Source organism: Entomomonas sp. E2T0 (assembly GCF_025985425.1).
In the GTDB taxonomy this organism is placed as follows: Bacteria; Pseudomonadota; Gammaproteobacteria; order Pseudomonadales; family Pseudomonadaceae; genus Entomomonas.
The window spans coordinates 3,098,737-3,123,228 of sequence record NZ_CP094972.1; the positions used below are offsets into that span (position 1 = coordinate 3,098,737).

Consider the following 24,492-nt stretch of genomic DNA (forward strand, 5'->3'; position numbering starts at 1 on the left):
TAATTTAATTATTATCATGTAAATCTGTATTTAAAGAAACTTTCTGTTGTTGATTCTTACATTCAACTTGTCCAGTTTCAGAATTACGACGGAATAATAAATCATCTTGACCTGCTAATTCTTTCGCTTTAACAATATCAATCACGGTATTAATACCAGATAACATTGCTATTTTAGTTCCTGCTGTAATATATAAGCCAGCTTCAATAGTACAGTTATTACCTAATGGTATACCAATCCCTGCATTAGCACCAATTAAACAGTTTTTACCAACACTGATAACTATATTGCCGCCACCTGATAAAGTACCCATTGTAGAACAACCACCACCTAGGTCTGTACCTGAACCCACAAAAACACCTGCTGAAATACGGCCTTCCACCATATTAGGGCCTTCTGTACCTGCATTAAAATTTATAAAGCCTTCATGCATAACCGTTGTACCTTCGCCTAAATAAGCACCTAAACGTACACGTGCGGTATTGGCAATACGAACACCTGATGGAATAACATAATCAGACATTCTTGGGAATTTATCCACAGAAGTTACTTTTAGGTCTCTACCTTTGATGCGCTCTTCTAGCTGACGCTCAGCTAACTCTTCAACATCTATCGCCCCTAAATTAGTCCAAGCAACATTAGGCAATAAACCAAACATACCAGTCAAATTAGTACCATGTGGTTTAACTAAACGATGTGATAATAAATGTAATTTTAAATAGGCCTCAGGAACTGAACTAGGATCTCTGTCTTCAGCTAATAATACGGCTACTAATGGTTTATTACTTTCAGCTAAACGTGTTAATAACCCAGCTTGCTTTTCATCAACCAGTTTTAATGCAGCTGCTAACTCTGCTGCTTGGGTTACTGTAATACTTATTGTTTCATTACCACCCTTGTAACCTACCATAGGAGCTACCGCATCAGTTAATGCTGTACTAGGGCTAAACAGTGGTAACGCATAATATACTTCTAACCATTCCCCTTTACGATTCTGTGTTCCCACCCCAAAAGCCATACTAAACAATGTTTTTGACATAAAATCCTCTATCTCTATTATTTTAAACTCAATACTTGATCATACTCTTCAACTTTAAAACCTAACAATGTCTTATTACCTAAATCTAAGACAGGACGTTTTATCATTGAGGGCTGTGCAATCATTAACTCTATTGCTTTACTTTCCGTTAAATCTTTTTTCTGTTCATCAGCAAGCTTCTTAAAAGTTAATCCTGCTTTATTAATAACTTTTTCCCAACCGTGTTCTTTACACCATGCTTGCAAATGCTCTTTATCAATTCCTTGTTTCTTATAATCATGAAATTGATAACTGACATTATGTTCATCTAAATAATCAAATGCTTTTTTCATGGTATTACAATTTTTAATACCAAAAATAGTAATTGTATTATCCTTTTTAGCTGTCATTTTATCTACTCTAATCATCTCATTAAGACCGGTATAAGATAACATAAAACCAATGATTTGCTTAATTTTCTTAGCATAAATCTTAATCACATAAAAACTAAATGAATCATTAAGTTATAATAAAACACAGCAACATAATACTATTAACAAAAGAAACAATACAAATGCAACATTATTTAATTATTGATTTTGAAGCCACTTGTTGTGATCAAGGTTCTATCCCTCGTCACCAAATGGAAATTATTGAGATTGGTGCAGTCATGGTAGATAGCCAAACTTTGCAATTAATAGATGAGTTCCAGAGCTTTATCAAACCTGTACGTTATCCAAAATTAACTACATTCTGCACACAACTAACGTCAATTACTCAACAACAAGTAGATAAAGCGACTACTTTTAAAAACTTTATCGCCCCTTTTAAAACATGGCTTTATCAATATAAAAAATTCGCTTTTTGTTCATGGGGTGATTACGACTACAATCAGTTAAACCAAGACTGCCAATATCATCAGGTTGCTAACCCTATTAGTGCTAAGCATATTAATATCAAACGATTAATGGCTGAAAAACAGCAGCTTCAAAAAAAGCCAGGATTAGGACAAGCGTTAAAGCTAGCTAATATGGAATTTATTGGTACCGCACATCGAGGGATCGATGATGCAAGAAATATGGTAAGACTATTACCTTATATATTTGGTGATAAAAAACTGCCTTAATCAACTAAGGCAGTTATAAGCTAAATAACTCTATTTAACTAATCGAGCATCAAAACTATTTTGAATTAACTTTTCTGCTTGTTGTTGCGTCATCCCTAGATGATCAAACATCGCTTGAAAGTTTTCATTCATATAACCACCAAAATAAGCAGGATCATCAGAGTTAACAGTTACTTTCACACCACGATCCAGCATATCCAAAATAATGTGTTGCTTCATTTCATCAAACACACATAATTTAATATTAGACAGAGGACACACTGTTAATGGTATTTGCTCATCAATTAAACGTTGCATTAAACGCTCATCTTCAATCGCTCTAACACCATGATCTATTCGCTTAACCTTTAATAAATCCAATGCTTCCCAAATATATTCAGGAGGTCCTTCTTCACCTGCATGGGCAACCGCTAATAAACCTGTACTACGTGCTTTATCAAACACACGCTGAAACTTACTAGGAGGAAATCCTACTTCTGAACTATCCAAGCCCACTGCAATAAAATGATCTTGATAAGGCAGTGCTTCAGCCAATGTTTTAAAAGCTGCTTCTTCTGACAAATGGCGTAAAAAACATAAAATTAAGCCACTGCTAATACCTAATTGTGATTTAGCGTCTTGTAATGCCTTACTAATACCTGTAATAACAACTTCAAAAGGAACTCCACGATCAGTATGAGTTTGTGGATCAAAGAAAGGCTCTACATGCGTTACACATTGCTCTTTACACTTCTGTAAATAAGCCCATGTTAAATCATAGAAATCCTGCTCTGTTTTTAATACATTCGCTCCTTGATAATATAAATCAAGAAACTCCTGTAAATTATTAAAGTTGTAAGCCTTACGTAAACTTTCTATATCATTCCAAGGCAATTTAATACTATTACGGTGAGCTAATTTAAACATTAGCTCTGGCTCTAAAGACCCCTCAATATGTAAATGTAACTCTGCTTTTGGTGTTGTTTTCAGCCAATCTCTCATCACTTATATTTCCACTTGTGTACCAAGTTCAATCACACGGTTCATTGGTAAATTAAAATAACGCAAACTTGCACTCGCATTCTTCATCATAAATGAAAACAATGCTTGACGCCAACGTACCATGCCCATTTTAGATGGAATAATAGTTTCTCGAGTTAAATAATAAGTGGTTGTCATATTACTAAAATTTAACTCATTTAAGTGACAAAGCTGTAATGCTTTAGGAATATCCGGCTCCTCCATAAAGCCATAATGCAATACCACTCGATAAAATCCTTCACCAAATATTTCAACTTCAAAACGTCTATTTGCATGAACTCTTGGAAAATTATCAACAATTACTGTTAATAAAACAATTTGCTCATGTAAAATCTGATTATGAATTAAATTTAATAATAACGAGTTAGGAACCACATCTAATCTTGATGTTAAAAACACTCCTGTACCTTGTATACGATGAGGTGGTTCTATTCGTATACTAGAAATAAAAGCAGGTAATGGTAAGCTATTTTCCTCCAAGCTTTTTGTCAATAATGCACGGCCTCTCTTCCAAGTACTCATAATAATAAATAACACAATACCTACAATAATAGGGAACTCCCCACCATGCAGCACTTTAGGTAAGTTAGCGGCAAAATAGAGTGAATCAACAATAAAGAAGGCTAATAATAAGGGAATAGCCATCCATAACGGCCATCTCCAAAGCAATAAAACAACACTGGAAACCAACAATGTAGTAATAATCATTGTGCCTGTTACAGCTATACCATAGGCTGAAGCCAATGCAGAAGATGAACCAAAGCCAATAATCAACAATACTACCCCAACCATTAGTGACCAATTAATAAAAGGGATATAAATTTGCCCTTTCTCATCACTAGATGTATGACGAATTAACATATTAGGAATATAACCTAATTGAATAGCCTGCTGTGTTAGGGAAAATGCCCCAGAAATAACAGCTTGTGAAGCGATCACCGTGGCTAAGGTAGCAATCGTAATTAAAGGCATTAAAGCCCACTCAGGTGCTAATAAGAAAAAGGGATTATGCTTAACACTTGGGTCTAATAAAATCATTGCACCTTGACCAAAATAATTAAGCACCAAGGCTGGAAACACAAAGAAAAACCAAGCACGTGAAATAGGTGCTCGACCAAAATGTCCCATATCAGCATATAACGCTTCAGCCCCTGTTAACGCTAAAACTACAGCGCTTAAAATAAGAAAACCTACTGCTTTATGATAGTAAATAAACTCTACAGCTCGCATTGGGTTTAGCGCTTTCAATACAATAGGGTTATGTGTAATGCCATAAATACCTAATACAGCCAAGGTTAAAAACCATAACATCATAATAGGTCCAAAAAGCCTCCCTATATGTGCTGTACCAAACCGTTGAAACAAAAATAAAACTATCAGAATAACAACAGCCAAAGGCACAATAAAATGATCTAACTCTTGAAAAGAAGGTATCAGCATTAACCCCTCTACTGCTGAAAGAACAGATACAGAGGGTGTAATCATACTATCCCCATAAAAAAGTCCAGCACCGAATAATCCTAATAAGACTATTATTTTACGCAGTTTTGGATAATTCTCAGTAGCCGTTTGAGCCAAGGCGATTAATGACATTGTCCCGCCCTCACCCTCGTTATCAGCTCTTAAAATAAAAATCACATATTTAATGGAAACAACCCATGCTAAAGACCAGAAAATAAGCGACAAAACACCAAGTACACCTGTTTCATTGGTAGTAATACCACCAATATGAAATACCTCTTTTAATGTATACAGTGGACTAGTACCAATATCACCATAGACAACGCCCATAGCACCTATCAATAATGCACAAGTTACCTTTTTTGATTTTTCGTTAACATTATCTGATAAATCCTGACTTTCTGTTTGTTGTGTTGTGTCAACCATAATAAATAATACTCAGCATTAAATGCGTTTAGTTTAAAACCTGTTATACAAGTAATAGAAATTAATAATTAATATATACCTCTAGTTATTTAAATAGTTCCATTTTCAGAATCTTTTATTTATTAAACTCTATTGATATTCCTCATAAAATAGCTAATTAGCTAGATTAACCGACAGATTAGATATTTACTAATGGAGTAGGTATAATGTACTTTAATAGCATTATTAACCTATGTAACATACAATGACTTTGATAGCATAACGAATTAATGTGTTTTGTTAGAATAAGATGTAAGGATGTATTGTTATAGTAACGGTTAGCAGCTAAACCATTAATGATGCAATGGAAGGCATTTGAGTAATAATTCCATATGAATTGATTATATATAAAATACCTTATACATTTACATTACGACATTTTTTATGTGTTTACCCCCATTTAATTATGTAGGCAAGTTTCAATGACTGATTTGGCAACACCCCCAGCTCCAAAACAAATGAAGACAATCATAACTCTTCTTAATTTAGTTAAGAGTGAATTATTCATCACCATTGACCATGCTGAACGTTGTTTAGAAATGTTTATTTCTGAACGTCAGAGTAATGCTTCTCTACAACAATTTATCCAAGCCTTACAACAAATCCGTGGTTCATTAACATTAATTGAGATTTCTGGCGCTACAGCATTAACTGACCTTATGTTAGAGCGTACACTGTCTATTCCAACAGAAGCTGATGCGCAGTGGGATAATACATTAAGCACATTAAGTACTGCTATTTTTACTTTACGCCGTTATTTAGAAAACTTTGAAAATTATCCTTATCCTTTACCAGAACTTTTACTTCCCGTTATCAATGAGTTACGACTAACGGATAAAAAACCTCCATTATCTGATAGCTATTTTGCTGATATCTCTATTATACAGCCACCACTACCTAACTCCTTGCCAGAAGCTGTTGATTTACCTCTTTTTGGTCGATTACGCCAAATGTATCAAATTGGCTTATTAGGCTTAATTAAAGACGAAAATAGAGAAGCAAGCTTACGTATGATGTCCAGATCTATGGACAGATTACAAAAACACCTTAATGATGAAAATGCTGCAAGACTTTGCTGGGTAACCTCTGCCGCAATAGAATCCTTCACTGATTCAAGAATGACAGCTTACCCTACCCGTAAAAAACTATTTAGTCGTGTAGACCAACAGCTACGTAAAGCTCAAATAAACCATGAACCTATTAATGAGTCATTATTAAAAGATCTTCTATACATAGTATCTTTAGATAATGCCTTTGGTATAAAGGCATTAACTGTATTTGGTGCATTTAATTTAGCTCCTCTACCTTATAATAATAAAGTATTAGAAGCTGAAATGAACAAACTGGCAGGTCCTAGTCAAAGTGCTATTTGTTCTTTTACTGCGGCTGTAAGAGAAGAACTCGTACAAACTCAATACTCAATAGATGCATTTACTAGCCATAGTGCAGACCATCAAACACTTACTGAATCCTTACTAAACAACTTAGAACACCTTATTAAAACACTTTCGCTGGTGGGCCTACAATCAGCTGAAACCATGTTAAAAGAACAAATAGGCATATTAGAACTAAATAAAAATGAAACTAGCCTAGGCTCTAATATCTTAGATAAATTAGCCGATGTTATATTGCATGTAGAAGGCATTATTCTAAATTATGAAACAAATGCCTCCTGTAATGATAATGAAAAATCGATGGCCAGCAATACAGAAGCTGTAGAAGACACAATCAACCAATATCTTAAACAAGGTCGTTCACTGGCTATTCAAGAGTCTCTAACAGGTATTGGAACAGCTCAACAAAATATTATGGGTTATGTTGAATCCAAAGGTGATAAACAATATCTAGAAAAAATGCCACAAACCTTAAATGAAATCTATGGTTGTTTACTCTTTCTTAACCAAGAAAGAGCTGCAAAAATTATTCGCCAATGTAACTACTACATTAATACACAAATGCTAAATACAGATACCTTACCTGATACTAAACAACTTGATAACTTAGCTGATATTTTTGCTAGTCTTGAGTTCTTTATGGAAACAGGTACCTTAAATACAAATGTTGTAGCTGATAACAAGGTATTAGACTTAGCAGAAGAAAGTTTAGCAACACTTAATGTACCTGATATTGAAATTCCTACAGCTCCGATTGCACCGGCTGTTACAGCTAAAAAAGCTGAAACAATTCCAACATTAGATACGCTAATACCTGAAGCTAAACCTCATAACAATAGTAAACCTGCTATGTTATTTGCAGATGTCTATGACGAAACGTCACCAAATAATAATTCTGTAACTCTACAAGAGCCAAAAGACTTAGATTTTAATCTTGATGACTTTGCTTCCTTTAATACAGATTTTAAAACTGCTGAAGAAGAACAGAAAACAGCTACTATAGTTACGGATATTAAAGAACCTGCAGAGCCAACACCTACTCCTGCCCTTGAGACTACCAAAGTAGTAGTAGAAAAAACACATACAGATATACCTGCACCATCCAAATTATCACTAGAGCCCCTTGCTACACCTGATACAGATGAAGAAGAAAAGCCTGAGATAAAACCTCAACCTATTAAAAAGGTAGAGAGTGATGACGATGATATTAAGTTTACAAGGCCTGAAAATTGGACTCTTTCGTAAAAGCTAATATTCCATTACAACCAACTCAAAAGAACTTATTATTGGTTTATGCAAATAACCAGTTTTTGTGTACAGACCAATATCAAGTTCTTTTTGTTTTAGATGATCTATTCTCCACTATCAACCAAGTTGATCATCAGATAATTAGCTTAGGTTTATGGAATAATACACCTGTTCATCTTGTTATCTTAGACAATCAGTATCCATTGCTTGCCAATACACATTGGCAAGCACTACGTCCACTCATGCTACAAATAGATTCTATTTCTTTTAAATTATTGGGTTATGCTGCTCAATTAGCTACATGGGCCATTGATTATAAATTCTGTGGTCGTTGTGGTAGTAGAATGCAACACAACAGTAAACAGCATCATATGTATTGCCCCTCATGCAACAATACAGTTTATCCACGACTCAATCCTTGCATGATTATTCTTATTACTAAAGGCAGTGAAATATTACTGGCTCGCTCACCACGTTTTGCTAACAATATGTATAGCACTTTAGCTGGTTTTGTGGAAGCTGGAGAGTCAGTTGAAGACTGTGTCCATCGTGAAGTCCATGAAGAAGTAGGCATTACTATTAATAATTTACGTTATATTGGTAGTCAAAATTGGCCTTACCCATACTCTTTAATGTTAGGCTTTCATGCGGATTATGCTGCTGGAGAAGTAACACCTCAACCTGAGGAGATTGAAGATGCTCAATGGTTTTCTATCAAAAATCTCCCTGAACTCCCCCCCAAACAAGCCATTTCAAGGTATTTAATAGATCTTTATATCTCTGAAAAACTAGCTACCACCAAACCAGCCTTTCCAAACTAAACGGATAGTAATGGCCATTACCACACAAATAAAAATAGGTCTAATTAGCTTAGAGCCTCCCTTAATTGCGCTGTTAGCACCTAGATAAGCCCCCATCATTAACGCAAGCCCCATACAAAGCCCTAATAACCAAGCTACTTGGTTGTAAGCAATAAATACTGCCAATGCCATACCATTACTGACAAAATTCATGGTTCTTGCAACACCACTGGCTCTTAATAAATCAACAGGATACATAAGCAATGTACTCACCATCCAAAAAGCGCCTGTACCTGGCCCTGCAATCCCATCATAAAATCCTAGTGTAAATCCCTGTGGCCATTGTCTAGGCTTCTGGATAACTGCATTGTCAGACATTGTTTTGTTAGGTGTTTTTGAAAATAGGAAATATAGACCACAGCTAAAGACAATAATAGGTAAGAATTTTTCTAAAAAACTGGCTGATAAACTATGTGCAATAACTGCACCTATTACAGCACCTATTGCTGTGGCTATTAAGCTAGGCCACCAAAGCTTAGGTAAAAATAATTTCTTTCGATAATAGGCAAAGCTAGCTGTGGCTGAACCAAAAGTAGCACTTAACTTATTAGTCCCTAATACTAAATGAGGAGGCACCCCTGCTGTTAATAATGCAGGCACTGTAATTAACCCACCACCGCCAGCAATTGCGTCAATAAAACCTGCAATAAAAGCAACAACAGATAATATTAATAGCAACTCAGGACTAAGAGAAAAAGGATCCAAATATACCTCAACTTATCTATATAGAAAATAATTGGCTTAATTGCATTGCTAATAATGGGTTACCATCAATTTTTAATTTACCTGTCATTAATGCCATCATTGCATTTAACTCTTTATTTAACATCGCCTTAAAATCTTGCTTATCCATGCTCAAAGTAACATCAGCATTATCTACTATGCCTTCAACAATATCACAGGTGCCATCTTTTACTTTCAAGCTATAATTTTGATAACCCTCAATCATAAACTGAAAAGTTAAATCTTTTCCTTGAGCAGCTTCTGGGTTAAATTTTGATTTTAATTGTTCAATAATTTCATCAGCACTCATTAAAAAACTCCTTTCACCATTATTGGAACTTAAAAAAAGTGATTAGTTTACATCAGATAATAATTTTTTCATTAAATTATCTTTTAAACTAAACAATTAGCATACCTATCCTTTTTTAAAATCTGTACAATGTGTGTTTTTACTAAATTAACAACTTTACTAATTCTGGGGAAAATACAGTGGCTTTTTTATTAGAATATGCTAGTTTCCTTTTAAAAACATTAACAATTGTTTTTGCTATTATTGCTGTGCTTATATTTATTGTTAGCTTAAAAAGTCGTAAACATGAAGCTCAAAAAGGACAATTACAAATTCAAAAAGTTAATGAGCATTTTGATAGACTTCATGACCAACTTGAAGAAGCTATCTTAGATAAAGATGCTCTTAAAAAACTCAAAAAAGAAAAAGCAAAACAGCAAAAAGCTAAGAAAAGTAAAGAAAAAGCAACAAAACCCAGAGTTTTTGTTTTGGACTTTATAGGCGATATCAAAGCTTCTGCTGTTGAAAGCTTACGCCAAGAAATAAGTGCTATATTGACTATTGCGACCCCGGCAGATGAAGTAGTAATCCGTTTAGAAAGTCCTGGAGGTATGGTACATGGCTATGGTTTAGCAGCCTCTCAACTGTCTAGAATTCGTGAAGCTAATATCCCATTAATCATCTGTGTGGATAAAGTAGCGGCTAGTGGTGGTTATATGATGGCTTGTATAGGTAACCGTATTTATTCTGCACCTTTTGCCATTTTAGGTTCTATTGGTGTTGTAGCACAAATACCTAATGCTCATAAGCTATTGAAAAAACATGATATTGATTATGAAGTGATGACAGCAGGTGAATATAAACGTACCATGACTGTTTTTGGTGAAAATACGGCCAAAGGTCGCGAGAAATTCCAAGAAGACTTGGAAATAACTCATCAACTTTTTAAAAGCTTTGTAGCAACCAATCGTCCACATCTCAATATTGATGAGATAGCGACAGGTGAAACATGGTTAGGAACTGCTGCCTTAGAAAAACAATTAGTTGATAGTATTGTTACTAGCGATCAATACCTAATGGATAAAGCTAAACAAGCAGATCTTTATGCTGTTCATTATGTTATCAAGAAAGGCTTACAAGAAAAAATAGGTTTTGGTGCAGCTGCTACTGTTGACCATATATTAACAAAAACTGCAGACCATCTTAACCAATTACGCTTTTGGCGTTGATTGATAGGCATGAAAGTGAGTTATAAACTCACTTTCATAACTTTAATAAACTAAAAAATCATTAAAACAATCAGCCACTTCTTGTGCAGATTGCTCATTATCTAAATGCAAGTGGTGACCACCTTCTAATATATCCACTTTACAATTATCTAATTGTGACAAACGTTGCATAAAAGGCTTATTATCAATTAATAATCCCTGTTTAGCTAAAATTAAATTTGTAGGACAAACTATTTGTTCAGCATAAGACCATGCGGCCTCCTCCGTTAAAGGAAAAGGTGAAGGAATCATTAACTGACTATCAGAACGCCAACTATAACCTCCCTCAACAGCCTTTACACCTCTCTCCATTAGTAAACTAGCAGCTTCATAACTAATAGGTACTAATCCCTTTTGGCGCTTTTTAATCATACTATCTAAAGAATCATACACTTTCACTGTTTGTTGCTGAGCAAGTGATTTAGCAAAGCCTAACATAGCCTGTTGTAACTGCTGAGGAAATTCCGTAGGTTGCTTAGAGTAAGCGACCAAACCATCTATTAGCATTAACTGTTTAATCAGATCTGGACGGATAGCTGCAATCATTACCGAAATAATTGCTCCCAAAGAATGCCCTAACAATGAACATCTCTGCCAACCTAGTTTATGAATAACTGCCACTGTACTAAACACTGCTTCCCATAATTGATAGCCTGTACCAGCAGGTTTATGTTGTGAAAAACCATGCCCCATTAGATCTATAGCTATAATACGCATTCCTTGTAATTTAGGGTTTAAACGTACAAAGCTCATGGCATTGTCTAACCAACCATGTAATGCTAAAACAGGTTCTCCTTGAGGGTCTCCATATTCCAAACCTGCGAGTTCAATATGAGGTAATTGAATTCGTACTTCCTTTGCATCAAACATCTTTTACTACTACTCCTACAAATACTTATGATCAAAGTTGCTACTAAGATCATTATCTTCCCTAATATTATTACTTATTCCAGTAGCATCTACTAGCGATTAGTTGATATTATTAAGAATCATCTTTTAAAACATGAAACAATTCACTTTTTCTTATGGCTTTTACTTTATCAGAACCCTTTCAACTTATAGAAGAAATAAAAAAAAGTCGCTTTCTTGTACAAGTAGCTCCTGTAAATACTATTGAACAAGCTTCTGAGTTTATTGAAAAAGTTAGTGATCTAACAGCAACACATAATTGTTGGGCATGGAAAATAGCTCAAAACTATCGCTTTAACGATGATGGTGAGCCTTCTGGTACCGCAGGTAGACCTATACTAACAGCAATAGAAGGCCAGCAATGCGATTATGTAATAGCCATTGTTACTCGTTGGTTTGGTGGTATTAAACTGGGTACAGGTGGGCTTGCTAGGGCTTATGGTGGGAGTGTTGCTCGTTGTTTACAACAGGCCCCTCTTATCGAGCTAATTCCTCGTATTCTATGTCAACTCAACTGCTACTATAGTGAATGGCCTTTATTAGAAAATAGATTAAATAATCTAGAGGCTATCATTGAGCAACAAAACTTTGAGGCAGAGGGAGTATCTTTATTATTAGCATTACCTAAACAGAATATATCTACACTCCAACAATTATTAAATGATTTAACTAAAGGGCGAGTTCAAGCTAATATTCTTCATAATAACAACTAACTAGCTTCTCCATACCTTATAACAACAGATGAATAGACGGATTAACCCTATACAAACGCTATTTTCTTAGTACAATATGCAACATATTTCTATAAACAATAGACTATTTCTTTATGCTAATACGCTTATTATTTATTTAATGACCTTTTCAGTAGTGGCATTAGCTGATGAGGGCACTTCGCAATCAAGCTTCCCCCCTCCCTACACCACTGATACAACTATTACTGGGCAATATTATTTTGCCTATGAACATTTTATTAAAGATGTTTATATTACTACCCCTATTAATGGTAAATTCTATTTTAAAATTTTTAGTGCTCAAACCCCTACTCATGCTGCAATGACTGTACAGTATTATAATGAAGTAGATGGTGTTGCTACATTTAATCCACAAGGTGTTGGTGTTTACTCTAGCCCTCACCAAAACTGTAATCTTTATTTTTTCTTTAAACCACCAAAACTTGTTATAGAGCAAGAAAAAGCTTGTGGAATGCCAGCAGAATTCGGCATAGAGGCTAGAGGAATTTATATACAACTAGAATCTTTTTAATACAAATAACGAAAGGAATATATTGTCAAAATAAATAAAGGAAGTATTAGAATGAAAAACTGGGCAGTTTTTACTACTATTATTCTATGCGGTATGGCAGTTATAGGATATTCAAAAGACCTTACAATTAACGATAACCCGCTATTATCTTCATCACAACGCACGATATACTTTTTTGATAAAGATTGGCAACCTGTAATAGCACCTACTCAAGATGGCTATTATAGAAAAATTTTAGCAGTTAATAACATGGGGATTACTGTACAAGATTTTTACCAAAATTCTAATCAAAAACAGTCTGATCCTTTTACATTTAATCGGCCTACTGATTTAGTAGAAGGCCTGCCTAAAAGTATTCAAGGCGACTTAACGCTTTGGTACGAAAATGGTCAAAAAAACATGGAAGCTTATTATAAGGACGGTCAAAAAGATGGTTTACTAACCAGTTGGCATAGTAATGGCCAAAAAGAACTTGAACAATATTATATTAATGGCAAAGAAAACGGTTATGCTGTTTACTGGAATGAATCTGGCAAAAAAACTTTAGAGATTTACTTTATCGAAGGTAATTTTGAAACCGTTTCATATTGGGAAGAAGGCAAGAAAGTTGCTGAAAAACACTATAAAAAAGGTAAAAGAGAAGGTATCAGTACCTATTGGGATAAATATGGTAATAAACATGCTATAGAAACTTATCAAAATGATAAACTACATGGTCCTCATGTTACCTACTATCCAAACCAACATAAACAAAGTGAGTTTATGTATAACAATAATACACCCACTGAAATTACCTTATGGCACAAAAACAATCAAAAAGCAGCATACTTAAAAAGAAATGCTAAAAATATCAATTGTAGTATTTGGGATGATCAAGGTTCTGTTATTTATACAGGCAATAACAATGAAAGATGTACATCAACCATTCGTAATATGATTGAGTAAACATCTTAACTTAATAAAAAATAGCCCATATTTGGGCTATTTTTTATTAGTGATCAAATATCATCCTCTTCATCATCATAGTCTTTTAGTTTGACTCCTGATAATTCACTTGAAGAAGCTTTAACACTTTTCTCTGAGTTTAATTTAATCATCAAACGTAAATCGTTCACAGAGTCTGCACAAGCTAAAGCAGATTCATAAGAGATGAAGCCTCTTTCAAATAGATCAAATAAAGCTTGGTCAAAGGTTTGCATCCCCAACTCAACAGAACGTGACATAATACCTTTTAACTCGGTTACCTGACCTGTACGAATCATATCAGATACAAGTGGCGTACCTAATAATACTTCAACGGCAGCTTGCCGTCCCACACCACTTTTATTAGGAATTAATTGCTGCGCTACAATAGCTCGTAAATTTAATGATAAATCTAACCATACTTGTGAATGACGTTCAGTTGGGAAAAAGCTGATAATACGATCTAATGCTTGGTTAGCATTATTAGCATGCAAGGTTGCTAAACATAAGTGGCCTGTTTCAGCAAACGCCAACGCATACTCCATGGTTTGGCGAGTACGTACCTCACCAATCATGATCACATCAGGAGCCTGGCGTAAGGTATTTTTAAGAGCGACTTCAAATGACTCAGTATCAAGCCCAACTTCCCGTTGAGTTACAATACAGTTCTTATGATTAAACAAATATTCAATGGGGTCTTCAATTGAAATAATATGCCCTGTCGAATGGGTATTGCGATAATCCACCATAGCTGCTAGTGAGGTAGATTTACCTGCCCCTGTTGCCCCTACGAACAATACTAAGCCACGTTTTACCATGGCTAAGTCTTTAATAATTTTAGGTAATGCTAACTGTTCCAGACTAGGAATCTCTGTAACAATCCGGCGTAATACCATGCCCACTTGATTACGCTGAATATAAGCACTCACCCTAAAACGCCCAATTCCAGGATAACTAACAGCGAAGTTACACTCCTGTGTAGAAGCAAACTCTTTTTGTTGGCGTTCAGTCATTAATAACCTAGCCAACTCTTTCATTCTATCGCCGTTCAGTTTATCCACAGGTAATGGAGCTAACTTACCATCAACTTTTATACAGGGCGGAACACCCACTGTCAAAAATAAGTCAGAGGCTTTTTTATCCACCATTAACTGTAATAATTTCTCAAACTCCATCACACTACCTACACAAAAAAAAATACATATAAACGTTCAAAAAAATATATTCTAATAATTATTAATTAATCTGCTTTCTTTAAATAAATCCTTTCAATAAGGCCTTTTTCTACTAGAAGCCTTAAACTAGAATCCATCGTTTTCATACCTACCTGCGCTCCAGTTTGAATAGAAGAATTCATCTGTGCTACTTTATCTTCACGAATTAAGTTTCTAATAGCCGGTGTACCAATCATAATTTCATGAGCAGCTACTCGACCACCGCCAATCTTTTTAATTAACTTCTGTGAAACTACTGCTTGTAATGACTCAGAAAGCATTGAGCGAATCATTGACTTTTCAGCTGCTGGGAATACATCAATAATACGGTCAATAGTTTTTGCTGCTGAACTGGTATGTAATGTACCAAATACCAAGTGACCTGTTTCTGCCGCAGTTAATGCCAAACGAATAGTTTCCAAGTCACGCATTTCACCTACGAGGATAATATCCGGGTCTTCACGCAATGCACTACGTAATGCCTCATTAAACCCTAAGGTATCTCTATGAACTTCACGCTGGTTTACAAGGCATTTTTTAGACTCATGAACAAACTCAATTGGGTCCTCAATGGTTAAAATATGCTCATAGCGTGTTGCATTCACATAATCCACCATCGCTGCTAGTGTGGTTGATTTACCAGAACCTGTAGGACCTGTAACCAGCACTAAACCGCGCTCATTATTACAAATCTTCTCAAATACATCACCCATCCCTAATTCTGTCATTGTTAACACTTTAGAAGGAATGGTACGAAATACTGCTGCAGCCCCACGATTTTGATTAAAAGCATTTACCCGAAAACGGGCTAAACCTGGAACTTCAACAGAAAAGTCCGTCTCCAAGTTTTCTTCATACTCCTTACGTTGCCTATCATTCATAATATCGTAAACAAGGCTATGAACTTGCTTATGATCTAAAGGTGGAAGGTTTATACGGCGTACATCCCCATCCACACGAATCATTGGTGGCAATCCTGCAGATAAATGTAAGTCCGATGCTTTGTGCTCTGCGCTAAACGCTAGTAATTCAGTGATTTCCATAAATGCTTTAAACCTCCAAATAAAATCAATTAATCCGTGAAAGCATGTTAAAATTGTTTATAAATATATCATACCTTGACTATATTACACATTGATTTACAGGTTATAAATGTCAGAAATAAGTAAAAACATTGATTTTATTCAGCAACGTATCATTCAAACTGCTAGTATTGCAAAGCGTGACCCAAAGCAAATACATTTACTCGCTGTTAGTAAAACCAAACCTGCTATGGCTATTCGAGAAGCTTTTCAATGTGGCATTACCAATTTTGGTGAAAATTACTTGCAAGAAGCCTTACAAAAGCAGTCAGAGTTAATTAGTTTACCATTAATCTGGCATTTTATTGGGCCAATCCAATCCAATAAAACTAAAGATATTGCTGAGAGTTTTCAATGGGTTCACTCTGTTGATCGCCTTAAAATTGCTGAACGATTAAACAATCAACGTCCCTTAGCACTTCCACCACTACAAATATGTATCCAAGTAAATATTAGTGGTGAACAAAGTAAGTCTGGTTGCAATCCAGCTGAACTTAAAGTACTGGTAGAAGCTATTAATAAAATGCCTAGGCTGCAACTAAAAGGACTTATGACTATTCCTGAGCCAACCGAAGACCAACAAGCACAACATCTAGCCTTCGCCACTTTACGAAAATTAAAGGATGATATTAATCAACAACTTAACTTATCTCTAGATACACTTTCCATGGGCATGAGTCATGATCTCGAAGCTGCGATTGCTGAAGGTGCCACATGGCTACGAATAGGTACAGCTATTTTTGGTGAAAGGAATTATAAAGTTTAACAATAGGCTAGTTTCATTACTCGCTATTTTCCCTTAAAATTAATGCTTTGCTTAAAGCACACACTGAAATACTAGGTAGATTCAAGTGACAGGTTCAAATATTTTATTAATGATTATTGCTTTACTAGGAAAGATTTATATTTCCATCATTCTGTTACGCTTTTTACTACAGATGGCACGTGCTGATTTTTATAATCCCATCAGCCAATTCATAGTAAAAGTAACTCACCCCTTATTAAAACCAATGAGAAAAATAATTCCTAGTATTGGCAGACAAGATTTTGCTTCAATTATTCTAGCTTATTTAGTACAGCTAATTATTATTGTCATACTACTTTTGCTACAAGGCCAAAATGTTCTCCTAGCTTTTGTTAATATACTTATTGTTTCATTTATTGCTTTACTCGATACATTTGTATATTTACTATTCTTAATTTTTATTGGTAATGCCATCTTGTCATGGATTGCACCAGACAGTAGAGCACCTGCGGCTATATTAATTAAGCAAATTAGTAACTTTGTATTGGCTCCTTTACGTCGTATCATTCCACCCATTGGAATTATCGATATCACACCAATGATTGCACTGATACTACTGTTTTTTATCAGTAACTTTATTGCACAACTAATAGCCTAACAATTAACATTTGGTTATTTTTTACTTAATAAGGAATTATCAATGACAACTAATTTTGCTAAGGACTCTGTTGGGCTAGTCACACCACAGATTATGTCATTTGATAAGCCTTTAAAATTAGCTTGTGGTAAAGAGTTGACTGCTGGTTATCAAATTATTTATGAAACCTATGGTAAATTAAATGAACAACATAGTAATGCTATCTTAATTTGCCATGCACTTTCAGGCCATCACCATGCAGCAGGTTATCATACAGAAGATGAAAAAAAACCGGGTTGGTGGGATAACTATATAGGCCCCAACAAACCAATCGATACCAATAAATTCTTTGTAGTTAGTATTAATAACTTAGGTGGTTGCAATGGCTCTACTGGTCCCTCCAGTATCAATCCAGCAACCAATAAACCCTATGGTTCAACCTTCCCTATTGTTACTGTAGAAGACTGGGTAAATAGTCAAGCCAGACTAGCGGACAAATTAGGTATCGTACAATGGGCAGCAGTTGTAGGTGGCAGTCTAGGCGGAATGCAAGCCATGCAGTGGGCTATTAGCTACCCAGATCGACTTCGCCATTGTGTGGCTATCGCTGCTGCACCCAAGCTATCAGCTCAAAACATTGCCTTTAATGAAGTGGCTAGACAAGCCATCTTATCTGACCCTGATTTTTTGGATGGTAACTTCCAAGAACAAGGTATTATCCCTAAACGTGGCTTAATGTTAGCACGTATGGTAGGACATATTACCTACCTATCTGATGATGCGATGGGGCAAAAGTTTGGTCGTGATTTAAAACATGAAAAACTAAACTATGATTTCCATAATGTAGAATTCCAAGTAGAAAGTTATCTTCGTTATCAAGGTGAAGAATTCTCTGGTCGTTTTGATGCCAATACCTATTTACTGATGACTAAAGCCCTTGATTACTTTGACCCAGCAGCTAAACACAATGGTGATCTTGCTGCTACCTTTGCTCATGTAAAAGCTAATTTCTTCTTAATTTCGTTTACTACTGATTGGCGCTTCTCCCCTGCTCGCTCAAAAGAAATAGTTGACGCACTGGTTACCGCAGGAAAAAATGTAAGCTATTTAGACATCGATGCACCACAAGGTCATGATGCTTTCTTAATGCCCATTGCAAGGTATCAAGAAGCCTTTACAACCTATATGCAACGTATTGTTATTTAAGGTGAATATAATGCGTGCTGATTTAGAAATTATCCAAGAATGGATTCCTAATAATAGTAGAATATTAGACTTAGGCTGTGGTGATGGTGAACTACTATCCTATTTAACAAAACATAAGGCAGTGAGTGGTTATGGTTTAGAAATTGACTCTACCAATATCAACCAATGCCTACAAAAAGGTGTTAATGTTATTCAACAAAACCTTGATGAAGGACTCGCCAACTTTGCCACCCAAAGTTTTGATGTCGTAATCATGACTCAAGCAATTCAGGTACTTAACTACCCTGATAAACTCTTGCAAGAAATGCTACGGGTAGGGAAAACCTGTATTATCACCTTCCCTAATTTTGGTCATTGGCGTTGTCGTCTTTACCTTAGCTTAAAAGGTAAAATGCCAGTATCAGAATTTTTACCCTATACATGGTATAACACACCTAATATTCACTTTTGCACCTTCAAAGATTTTGAAAATTTAACCAAGCAACTAGGGGCAAAAGTATTACAGCGATTAGCAGTTAATAGCCAACATCATGATACGATGTTAACCCGTTTATGGCCAAACCTTATGAGTGAAATTGGCATTTACCAATTAACATCCAATAGTTAGTAAATAGATAGAGAACACAATGACTAATCACCAAAAGCTAGTATTAGCCAGTCACAACCAAGGTAAACTAAAAGAACTACAAAAAATGCTGGGCGAACACTTTGAAATTCACTCTGTAGCTGAGTTTTCATCCATTGAACCTGAAGAAACTGGGTTAAGCTTTGTTGAAAATGCTATTTTAAAAGCCCGTCATGCAGCCAAAGTATCAGGATTGCCCGCCCTAGCTGATGACTCAGGACTTGCAGTAGATATTCTACAAGGCGCTCCTGGTATTTACTCAGCACGCTATGCAGGCAATGCGGGTGACCAAGCAAACAATGCTAAATTACTCAATGAACTAAAAGACGTTCCAGAAGATCAACGCACTGCTCAATTTATTTGCGCATTAGCTTTAGTTCGTCATGAAAATGATCCAATGCCCATTATTTGTGAAGGCATTTGGCAAGGTACTATCTTATTCGAAGCAAGAGGTACTAATGGTTTTGGCTATGACCCTTTATTTTGGGTAGCAGAGCAACAATGTTCTAGCGCTGAACTATCGCCTGAATTAAAAAATCAACTTAGTCACCGAGCTAAGGCTATGGCATTATTAAAACAGCGTTTAACTATTTAATGAGCCAGGCTATAACTCTACCGCCACTATCACTCTATATCCATATCCCTTGGTGTGTGCGTAAATGTCCCTATTGTGACTTCAACTCACATGCCACAAAAGGTGAGTTACCAGAACAAGAATATATAACGGCGTTATTAGCAGACCTTGCTTTAGAAGTGGATGCAGCTCAACAGCGCCCTATTCAATCTATTTTTATAGGTGGCGGTACTCCTAGCCTATTTTCTGCTGATAGCTTTGAATTACTACTGAATGGTATCGCCAAACAACTTACCTTAGCTCAAGATATAGAAATCACCTTAGAAGCAAATCCTGGTACAGCAGAACAACAAAAATTTGCTAATTACTTTAGTCTTGGAATTAATCGTTTATCTATTGGTGTGCAAAGCTTTCATAGCACCCAACTACAAGCTCTAGGGCGTATCCATTCGGCACAAGAAGCGATAAAAGCGGTTGAAATGGCTCATCAAGCTGGCTTTACTCGCTTAAATCTCGACTTAATGCATGGTTTACCTGAACAAACACCTGAACAGGCTATTGCTGATTTACAACAAGCCATTGCTTTACAGCCTGATCATCTCTCTTGGTATCAATTAACCATCGAGCCTAATACTGCTTATTGGTCACATCCCCCTGTATTGCCAGAGGATGAAGCATTATGGGCTATCCAAGAGCAAGGGCAATCACTATTAGCAGAGAACGGTTTTCAACAATACGAAGTTTCCGCCTATGCTAAATCAACTAACGCTCAAGCCAAACATAACCTTAACTATTGGACTTTTGGTGATTTTATAGGTATAGGTGCAGGTGCGCATGGCAAACTAACCCAACTAGATGGCACTATTTACCGTAATTGGAAAACCCGTGTACCTAAAGACTATCTAGCGTCTAATAAACCTTCTCAAGCAGGCGAACGACGGCTAACGAATGAAGAACTACCTGTAGAATTTATGATGAATGCATTACGCCTTAAAGAAGGTGTACCTAGCCACTTTTTTACAGAACGTACTTACCTACCACTAGCCACTATTGATAAAATTTGCCAACAAGCAATACAAACTGGTTTATTAGCGGCTAACAATGAACGTTTAGTAGCTACCCCTCAAGGTTTTCTTTTCTTAAACAACTTATTGGAATATTTTTTAGATTAAATTATGGATACACTACTTGATTTTATTGTCACCCTTTCCCGTTGGTGTGATCGTCATCTAGATCAAATATCACTCGCCCTTGTTGCAGTACTACTGGTACTATTTGGGCTTAGTCTAGGCAAATACATCCAACGCTTAATTGGTACTATGAATATAGTATTCAGGGTTATTATTCTAGCTATCGTTTATATGGTAGTGTTTGGTCTTATTATTAACTATGTACCAGGACTCGTTAAACAACTACTAAGCTACTTGAATTATTACAGTTTATTCCCCATATTATTACTTATTATGGTGTTTATTGGCATGATTGCAGATAAGCGTTAACGCTTAAAAGCAACTTGCAGTTACTGCGTTTTCTGGTATAATACGCCACAATTTTCTGTGCGGTACCTAGTTTTTGTTAATACTAATTAAGTGGCGGCACGCTTACACTGAGGAAACTTAAATGAGACCTGATATCCATCCAAAATACGAAGCTATCAAAGCTACTTGTAGCTGTGGTAATGTTATTGAAACTGCTTCAACTTTATGCAAAGACATCACTATTGACGTATGCTCTGCTTGCCATCCTTTCTACACTGGCAAACAAAAAGTATTAGACACTGGTGGTCGTATTGATCGTTTCAAACAACGTTTTGGTGGTTTCGGTAAGAAATAAGCAATTCATTGTTCGAATCTCAAAAAGGCGTCTTACCAAAGACGCCTTTTTTGTTTTAATTCAGTGCTATAATTTGCCAGCTAATTTTTCTGCTAGGAGCATTTACCATGTCTACTGTAAGTCGTACTGATTTTGATCGTTATATCGTTCCTGTTTATTCTCCAGCTAGCTTTATTCCTGTTAAAGGGCAAGGTTCTAAAGTATGGGATCAGGAAGGACGAGAATATATAGACTTTACAGGTGGTATTGCAGTGAATGTACTAGGTCATGCCCACCCTGCTCTTGTTGAAGCCTTAACCGAACAAGCCCATAAACTTTGGCATGTTTCCAATATCTTTACTAATGAGCCTGCACTACAACTGGCTAAAAAACTAACTGAAGCTACCTTTGCTGATCGTGCATTCTTCTCCAACTCTGGTGCAGAAGCCAATGAAGCAGCACTTAAACTAGCCCGTCGATATGCCTATGATAACTTTGGTGAAGATAAATATGAAATTATCTCCACCCTTAATAGCTTTCATGGTCGCACCTACTTCACTGTAAGCACCGGTGGCCAAGCCAAATACTCCAGTGGCTTTGGCCCTAAAATTGAAGGCATTAAACATGTAGCTTATAATGATTTAGCCGCAATGGAAGCCGCTATTTCTGATAAAACCTGTGCGGTAATTCTTGAACCTATTCAAGGTGAAAGTGGTGTTTTACCAGCAGATCAAGCTTATTTAGAAGGTGTTAGAAAGCTTTGTGATAAACACAATGCCTTACTAATCTTTGATGAAGTACAAACAGGTATGGGACGCACTGGCAAGCTATTTGCCTATATGCATTACAATGTAATTCCCGATATTTTAACCAATGCTAAATGTTTAGGTGGCGGCTTCCCTATTGGCGCTATGCTTACCAAAGAACATATAGCTAAAAGTTTTTCAGTAGGCGTACATGGTACAACCTATGGTGGTAATCCATTAGCCTGTGCTGTCGCTAACAAAGTAGTTGATATTGTAAACACTACTGAAGTATTAAATGGCGTAGAAATCCGTCGTGCCCTATTCCAACAAGAGTTAGAACGTATTGGTAAACAATACAATATCTTCTCGCTAGTACGTGGCAAAGGCTTATTAATTGGTTGTGTACTTACTCCAGAATGGAAAGAACGTACTAAAGAAATTATACAAGCGGCTGAGCAACAGGGCTTAATGCTATTACAAGCAGGCCCAGAAGTTATTCGCCTAGCCCCTAGCCTAATTATTGAAGAAGCCGATATTAAAGAAGGCTTAAAACGCTTTGAACAAGCTATCCAAAAGTTAGCTTAACTATTATTTATTAAGAGAATAGATTATGAACGAAACAATTGAATTACTACTAGAAGACGCTGATGGCAATACCCAAAAAACCAACTGTGGCCGCTTTGCTATTATTCTAAATGGCAAAGAACTTTGGGTACAAAATATTGGCGGCCAATTATTTATTGGTACTGATGTAGCCGAAGATGATACAGAATTTACCAACCTAGTACTACGCCCTATGGCTACTAATCTAGTTAGCTTACAACTAGAACTAGAAGCTATGGAAGAAGGTGCAGCATTAGCAGAAGATGACGACTGCTGTGGACATGGTGGCTGTGGTTGTAATGGGCATTGATTTTATCTATGCCTAGTTAAATATTCAACTAGGCATAACTTTATTAGTAGTCATTTTTACAGCATTTTTTACATAATAACATTTCTTACTAATTATTATATCTACACAAAAAACTTCACTTAATTTAAGAGTATGCTTAAAAAAGGTTTAAGTGTTAACTAAAAAAGAATATGTTATTAAAAAGCAATTTTCCAATTTTACCCACTATTTGTAACTCTTCTGAAAACCATACATATCAATAATCTTAGATTTAGTATATGGTAAATTAGTCATTTCTCCAGTATTAAAGTCTAGTGTCCTATAATCTCCATCTTTAGCAAGACAATCAATATCTAATTGGTAAGCCTCGTAAAATTTTTTAATTGACTCTAATGATTTTTTATTAAATGAGGTAAAAGCACATTCACCAGCAAATATATTTGAAAAAGTTTTAGTAAAATAGCTATCATATGCAGGCACACACCCCCAAATACCTAACATAATTTTAGTAATAAGAGTAACTTTTTTACGATTATCTAATTTTATTTTTTTAGCAATTTGATTATATAAAGAAATTAAAAACTCTATATTTTCATCTGTGAATTCTGGAACATCAATGGTCCAGTATACTTTATCCATCTCATCTATATACTCTATTAGTCCTTTAAAAATAGAAGCACTATTTTGTAGTAAGTAACTAGAACCACGATACATACCCCAACTTGCTAAATAGAATCCTAAAACATTACAGCTATATTCCATATCATCAGAAAAAGATTTTTTAGCTTTTGTTTGTTTTAGTTGAAAATAATTAAAGCAATAATCGGAAGATGCATATCTATGGCAAGGATTATCTTTACGCAAGTCATTATATTTTTTTACTACATATATAAAATCTTTATCCTTTAATTTTGTATTAGACATTTTTTATATTCCATTTTAGTGAGATTAT

General features: G+C 35.6%; 27 protein-coding genes. 17 read left to right on the top strand and 10 right to left on the bottom strand.

The features are described from left to right. Positions 1-4: 4 nt before the first annotated feature. Both dapD and MTZ49_RS14675 read right to left on the bottom strand, forming a co-directional pair. The gene (dapD, locus tag MTZ49_RS14670) at positions 5-1,039 is read right to left on the bottom strand and encodes a 2,3,4,5-tetrahydropyridine-2,6-dicarboxylate N-succinyltransferase (protein ID WP_264746195.1); all 1,035 of its coding nucleotides are present in this window, start codon (positions 1,037-1,039) and stop codon (positions 5-7) included. A 17-nt stretch (positions 1,040-1,056) separates the two neighbouring features. After that, positions 1,057-1,428, bottom strand: a complete 372-nt coding sequence (locus MTZ49_RS14675) for an ArsC family reductase (RefSeq protein ID WP_264746196.1) — start codon at positions 1,426-1,428, stop codon at positions 1,057-1,059. A 164-nt stretch (positions 1,429-1,592) separates the two neighbouring features. On the opposite strand from MTZ49_RS14675, the gene MTZ49_RS14680 reads away from it, so the two are divergent. Then, positions 1,593-2,144, top strand: a complete 552-nt coding sequence (locus MTZ49_RS14680) for a 3'-5' exonuclease (protein WP_264746197.1) — start codon at positions 1,593-1,595, stop codon at positions 2,142-2,144. 30 nt (positions 2,145-2,174) lie between these two features. Here MTZ49_RS14680 and MTZ49_RS14685 read toward each other — a convergent pair whose 3' ends face one another. Both MTZ49_RS14685 and MTZ49_RS14690 read right to left on the bottom strand, forming a co-directional pair. Then, complete coding sequence (locus MTZ49_RS14685) at positions 2,175-3,125, bottom strand: adenosine deaminase (RefSeq protein WP_264746198.1); 951 nt, start codon at positions 3,123-3,125, stop codon at positions 2,175-2,177. 3 nt (positions 3,126-3,128) lie between these two features. Further along, on the bottom strand, positions 3,129-5,051 hold the full coding sequence (locus MTZ49_RS14690; protein WP_413774157.1) for a potassium transporter Kup: 1,923 nt from the start codon (positions 5,049-5,051) through the stop codon (positions 3,129-3,131). Positions 5,052-5,512: 461 nt separating this feature from the next. On the opposite strand from MTZ49_RS14690, the gene MTZ49_RS14695 reads away from it, so the two are divergent. Together MTZ49_RS14695 and nudC are read left to right on the top strand one after the other, a co-directional pair. After that, positions 5,513-7,729 carry a hypothetical protein gene (locus MTZ49_RS14695; RefSeq protein ID WP_264746199.1) on the top strand — a complete coding sequence of 739 codons (2,217 nt, stop codon included), beginning with the start codon at positions 5,513-5,515 and terminating at the stop codon, positions 7,727-7,729. Beyond that, positions 7,714-8,553 (top strand): NAD(+) diphosphatase, encoded by an 840-nt coding sequence (nudC, locus tag MTZ49_RS14700; RefSeq protein ID WP_264746200.1) that lies wholly within the window; start codon positions 7,714-7,716, stop codon positions 8,551-8,553. The genes MTZ49_RS14695 and nudC overlap by 16 nt, the downstream gene beginning before the upstream one ends. On the opposite strand, the gene MTZ49_RS14705 is transcribed toward nudC, so the two are convergent. Next, a complete protein-coding gene (locus tag MTZ49_RS14705) occupies positions 8,521-9,297 on the bottom strand; it encodes a TSUP family transporter (RefSeq protein WP_264746201.1) in 777 nt (258 codons plus the stop codon). The genes nudC and MTZ49_RS14705 overlap by 33 nt on opposite strands. 16 nt (positions 9,298-9,313) lie before the next feature. Continuing rightward, the gene (locus MTZ49_RS14710) at positions 9,314-9,625 is read right to left on the bottom strand and encodes an SCP2 sterol-binding domain-containing protein (RefSeq protein WP_264746202.1); all 312 of its coding nucleotides are present in this window, start codon (positions 9,623-9,625) and stop codon (positions 9,314-9,316) included. Between the two features lie 179 nt (positions 9,626-9,804). On the opposite strand from MTZ49_RS14710, the gene sohB reads away from it, so the two are divergent. Next, positions 9,805-10,833: a protease SohB gene (gene sohB, locus MTZ49_RS14715; RefSeq protein WP_264746203.1), complete on the top strand. Its 1,029-nt coding sequence runs from the start codon at positions 9,805-9,807 to the stop codon at positions 10,831-10,833. Between the two features lie 42 nt (positions 10,834-10,875). Here sohB and MTZ49_RS14720 read toward each other — a convergent pair whose 3' ends face one another. Next, complete coding sequence (locus MTZ49_RS14720; RefSeq protein WP_264746204.1) at positions 10,876-11,742, bottom strand: alpha/beta fold hydrolase; 867 nt, start codon at positions 11,740-11,742, stop codon at positions 10,876-10,878. Between the two features lie 155 nt (positions 11,743-11,897). Here MTZ49_RS14720 and MTZ49_RS14725 point away from each other — a divergent pair, with 155 nt between their 5' ends. From MTZ49_RS14725 to MTZ49_RS14735, 3 genes are all read left to right on the top strand, one after another. After that, on the top strand, positions 11,898-12,494 hold the full coding sequence (locus tag MTZ49_RS14725) for an IMPACT family protein (RefSeq protein ID WP_264746205.1): 597 nt from the start codon (positions 11,898-11,900) through the stop codon (positions 12,492-12,494). Positions 12,495-12,570: 76 nt separating this feature from the next. Further along, on the top strand, positions 12,571-13,044 hold the full coding sequence (locus tag MTZ49_RS14730; protein ID WP_264746206.1) for a hypothetical protein: 474 nt from the start codon (positions 12,571-12,573) through the stop codon (positions 13,042-13,044). Positions 13,045-13,095: 51 nt separating this feature from the next. After that, a complete protein-coding gene (locus MTZ49_RS14735; RefSeq protein WP_264746207.1) occupies positions 13,096-13,989 on the top strand; it encodes a toxin-antitoxin system YwqK family antitoxin in 894 nt (297 codons plus the stop codon). Positions 13,990-14,042: 53 nt separating this feature from the next. On the opposite strand, the gene MTZ49_RS14740 is transcribed toward MTZ49_RS14735, so the two are convergent. Beyond that, positions 14,043-15,182, bottom strand: a complete 1,140-nt coding sequence (locus tag MTZ49_RS14740) for a PilT/PilU family type 4a pilus ATPase (protein WP_264746208.1) — start codon at positions 15,180-15,182, stop codon at positions 14,043-14,045. 65 nt (positions 15,183-15,247) lie between these two features. Next, positions 15,248-16,264 carry a type IV pilus twitching motility protein PilT gene (locus MTZ49_RS14745; protein ID WP_264746209.1) on the bottom strand — a complete coding sequence of 339 codons (1,017 nt, stop codon included), beginning with the start codon at positions 16,262-16,264 and terminating at the stop codon, positions 15,248-15,250. 109 nt (positions 16,265-16,373) lie between these two features. On the opposite strand from MTZ49_RS14745, the gene MTZ49_RS14750 reads away from it, so the two are divergent. The 10 genes from MTZ49_RS14750 to MTZ49_RS14795 all read left to right on the top strand — a co-directional run bounded on the left by MTZ49_RS14750 (position 16,374) and on the right by MTZ49_RS14795 (position 23,561). After that, positions 16,374-17,069, top strand: a complete 696-nt coding sequence (locus tag MTZ49_RS14750) for a YggS family pyridoxal phosphate-dependent enzyme (protein ID WP_264746210.1) — start codon at positions 16,374-16,376, stop codon at positions 17,067-17,069. 85 nt (positions 17,070-17,154) lie between these two features. Beyond that, entirely contained in the window at positions 17,155-17,706 is a 552-nt protein-coding gene (locus MTZ49_RS14755; RefSeq protein ID WP_264746211.1) for a YggT family protein, read from the top strand. A 42-nt stretch (positions 17,707-17,748) separates the two neighbouring features. Further along, complete coding sequence (gene metX / locus MTZ49_RS14760) at positions 17,749-18,891, top strand: homoserine O-succinyltransferase MetX (RefSeq protein ID WP_264746212.1); 1,143 nt, start codon at positions 17,749-17,751, stop codon at positions 18,889-18,891. 10 nt (positions 18,892-18,901) lie between these two features. After that, a complete protein-coding gene (gene metW / locus MTZ49_RS14765) occupies positions 18,902-19,498 on the top strand; it encodes a methionine biosynthesis protein MetW (protein ID WP_264746213.1) in 597 nt (198 codons plus the stop codon). A gap of 19 nt (positions 19,499-19,517) precedes the next feature. Continuing rightward, positions 19,518-20,111, top strand: a complete 594-nt coding sequence (gene rdgB / locus MTZ49_RS14770) for an RdgB/HAM1 family non-canonical purine NTP pyrophosphatase (RefSeq protein ID WP_264746214.1) — start codon at positions 19,518-19,520, stop codon at positions 20,109-20,111. Further along, complete coding sequence (gene hemW, locus MTZ49_RS14775; protein WP_264746215.1) at positions 20,111-21,262, top strand: radical SAM family heme chaperone HemW; 1,152 nt, start codon at positions 20,111-20,113, stop codon at positions 21,260-21,262. Before rdgB ends, hemW begins: the two co-directional genes overlap by 1 nt. Positions 21,263-21,265: 3 nt before the next feature. Next, on the top strand, positions 21,266-21,589 hold the full coding sequence (locus MTZ49_RS14780; RefSeq protein WP_264746216.1) for a DUF3392 domain-containing protein: 324 nt from the start codon (positions 21,266-21,268) through the stop codon (positions 21,587-21,589). 121 nt (positions 21,590-21,710) lie between these two features. Beyond that, on the top strand, positions 21,711-21,923 hold the full coding sequence (rpmE, locus tag MTZ49_RS14785; protein WP_201094783.1) for a 50S ribosomal protein L31: 213 nt from the start codon (positions 21,711-21,713) through the stop codon (positions 21,921-21,923). A gap of 107 nt (positions 21,924-22,030) precedes the next feature. Beyond that, the gene (locus MTZ49_RS14790; RefSeq protein WP_264746217.1) at positions 22,031-23,233 is read left to right on the top strand and encodes an aspartate aminotransferase family protein; all 1,203 of its coding nucleotides are present in this window, start codon (positions 22,031-22,033) and stop codon (positions 23,231-23,233) included. A 25-nt stretch (positions 23,234-23,258) separates the two neighbouring features. Beyond that, positions 23,259-23,561 carry a topoisomerase II gene (locus MTZ49_RS14795; protein WP_264746218.1) on the top strand — a complete coding sequence of 101 codons (303 nt, stop codon included), beginning with the start codon at positions 23,259-23,261 and terminating at the stop codon, positions 23,559-23,561. A 204-nt stretch (positions 23,562-23,765) separates the two neighbouring features. Here the strand turns inward: MTZ49_RS14795 and MTZ49_RS14800 are convergent, their stop codons facing one another. Next, on the bottom strand, positions 23,766-24,464 hold the full coding sequence (locus MTZ49_RS14800; protein WP_264746219.1) for a hypothetical protein: 699 nt from the start codon (positions 24,462-24,464) through the stop codon (positions 23,766-23,768). Positions 24,465-24,492: the final 28 nt, after the last annotated feature.

Excerpts from the sequence above, each read along its gene's own strand:
- dapD (WP_264746195.1), bottom strand. The coding sequence starts at position 1,039 with ATGTCAAAAACATTGTTTAGTATGGCTTTTGGGGTGGGAACACAGAAT.
- MTZ49_RS14675 (WP_264746196.1), bottom strand. The coding sequence starts at position 1,428 with ATGACAGCTAAAAAGGATAATACAATTACTATTTTTGGTATTAAAAAT.
- MTZ49_RS14680 (WP_264746197.1), top strand. The coding sequence starts at position 1,593 with ATGCAACATTATTTAATTATTGATTTTGAAGCCACTTGTTGTGATCAA.
- MTZ49_RS14685 (WP_264746198.1), bottom strand. The coding sequence starts at position 3,125 with ATGAGAGATTGGCTGAAAACAACACCAAAAGCAGAGTTACATTTACAT.
- MTZ49_RS14690 (WP_413774157.1), bottom strand. The coding sequence starts at position 5,051 with ATGGTTGACACAACACAACAAACAGAAAGTCAGGATTTATCAGATAAT.
- MTZ49_RS14695 (WP_264746199.1), top strand. The coding sequence starts at position 5,513 with ATGACTGATTTGGCAACACCCCCAGCTCCAAAACAAATGAAGACAATC.
- MTZ49_RS14710 (WP_264746202.1), bottom strand. The coding sequence starts at position 9,625 with ATGAGTGCTGATGAAATTATTGAACAATTAAAATCAAAATTTAACCCA.
- MTZ49_RS14720 (WP_264746204.1), bottom strand. The coding sequence starts at position 11,742 with ATGTTTGATGCAAAGGAAGTACGAATTCAATTACCTCATATTGAACTC.
- MTZ49_RS14725 (WP_264746205.1), top strand. The coding sequence starts at position 11,898 with ATGGCTTTTACTTTATCAGAACCCTTTCAACTTATAGAAGAAATAAAA.
- MTZ49_RS14730 (WP_264746206.1), top strand. The coding sequence starts at position 12,571 with ATGCAACATATTTCTATAAACAATAGACTATTTCTTTATGCTAATACG.
- MTZ49_RS14735 (WP_264746207.1), top strand. The coding sequence starts at position 13,096 with ATGAAAAACTGGGCAGTTTTTACTACTATTATTCTATGCGGTATGGCA.
- MTZ49_RS14740 (WP_264746208.1), bottom strand. The coding sequence starts at position 15,182 with ATGGAGTTTGAGAAATTATTACAGTTAATGGTGGATAAAAAAGCCTCT.
- MTZ49_RS14745 (WP_264746209.1), bottom strand. The coding sequence starts at position 16,264 with ATGGAAATCACTGAATTACTAGCGTTTAGCGCAGAGCACAAAGCATCG.
- MTZ49_RS14750 (WP_264746210.1), top strand. The coding sequence starts at position 16,374 with ATGTCAGAAATAAGTAAAAACATTGATTTTATTCAGCAACGTATCATT.
- metX (WP_264746212.1), top strand. The coding sequence starts at position 17,749 with ATGACAACTAATTTTGCTAAGGACTCTGTTGGGCTAGTCACACCACAG.
- metW (WP_264746213.1), top strand. The coding sequence starts at position 18,902 with ATGCGTGCTGATTTAGAAATTATCCAAGAATGGATTCCTAATAATAGT.
- rdgB (WP_264746214.1), top strand. The coding sequence starts at position 19,518 with ATGACTAATCACCAAAAGCTAGTATTAGCCAGTCACAACCAAGGTAAA.
- hemW (WP_264746215.1), top strand. The coding sequence starts at position 20,111 with ATGAGCCAGGCTATAACTCTACCGCCACTATCACTCTATATCCATATC.
- MTZ49_RS14780 (WP_264746216.1), top strand. The coding sequence starts at position 21,266 with ATGGATACACTACTTGATTTTATTGTCACCCTTTCCCGTTGGTGTGAT.
- rpmE (WP_201094783.1), top strand. The coding sequence starts at position 21,711 with ATGAGACCTGATATCCATCCAAAATACGAAGCTATCAAAGCTACTTGT.
- MTZ49_RS14790 (WP_264746217.1), top strand. The coding sequence starts at position 22,031 with ATGTCTACTGTAAGTCGTACTGATTTTGATCGTTATATCGTTCCTGTT.
- MTZ49_RS14795 (WP_264746218.1), top strand. The coding sequence starts at position 23,259 with ATGAACGAAACAATTGAATTACTACTAGAAGACGCTGATGGCAATACC.
- MTZ49_RS14800 (WP_264746219.1), bottom strand. The coding sequence starts at position 24,464 with ATGTCTAATACAAAATTAAAGGATAAAGATTTTATATATGTAGTAAAA.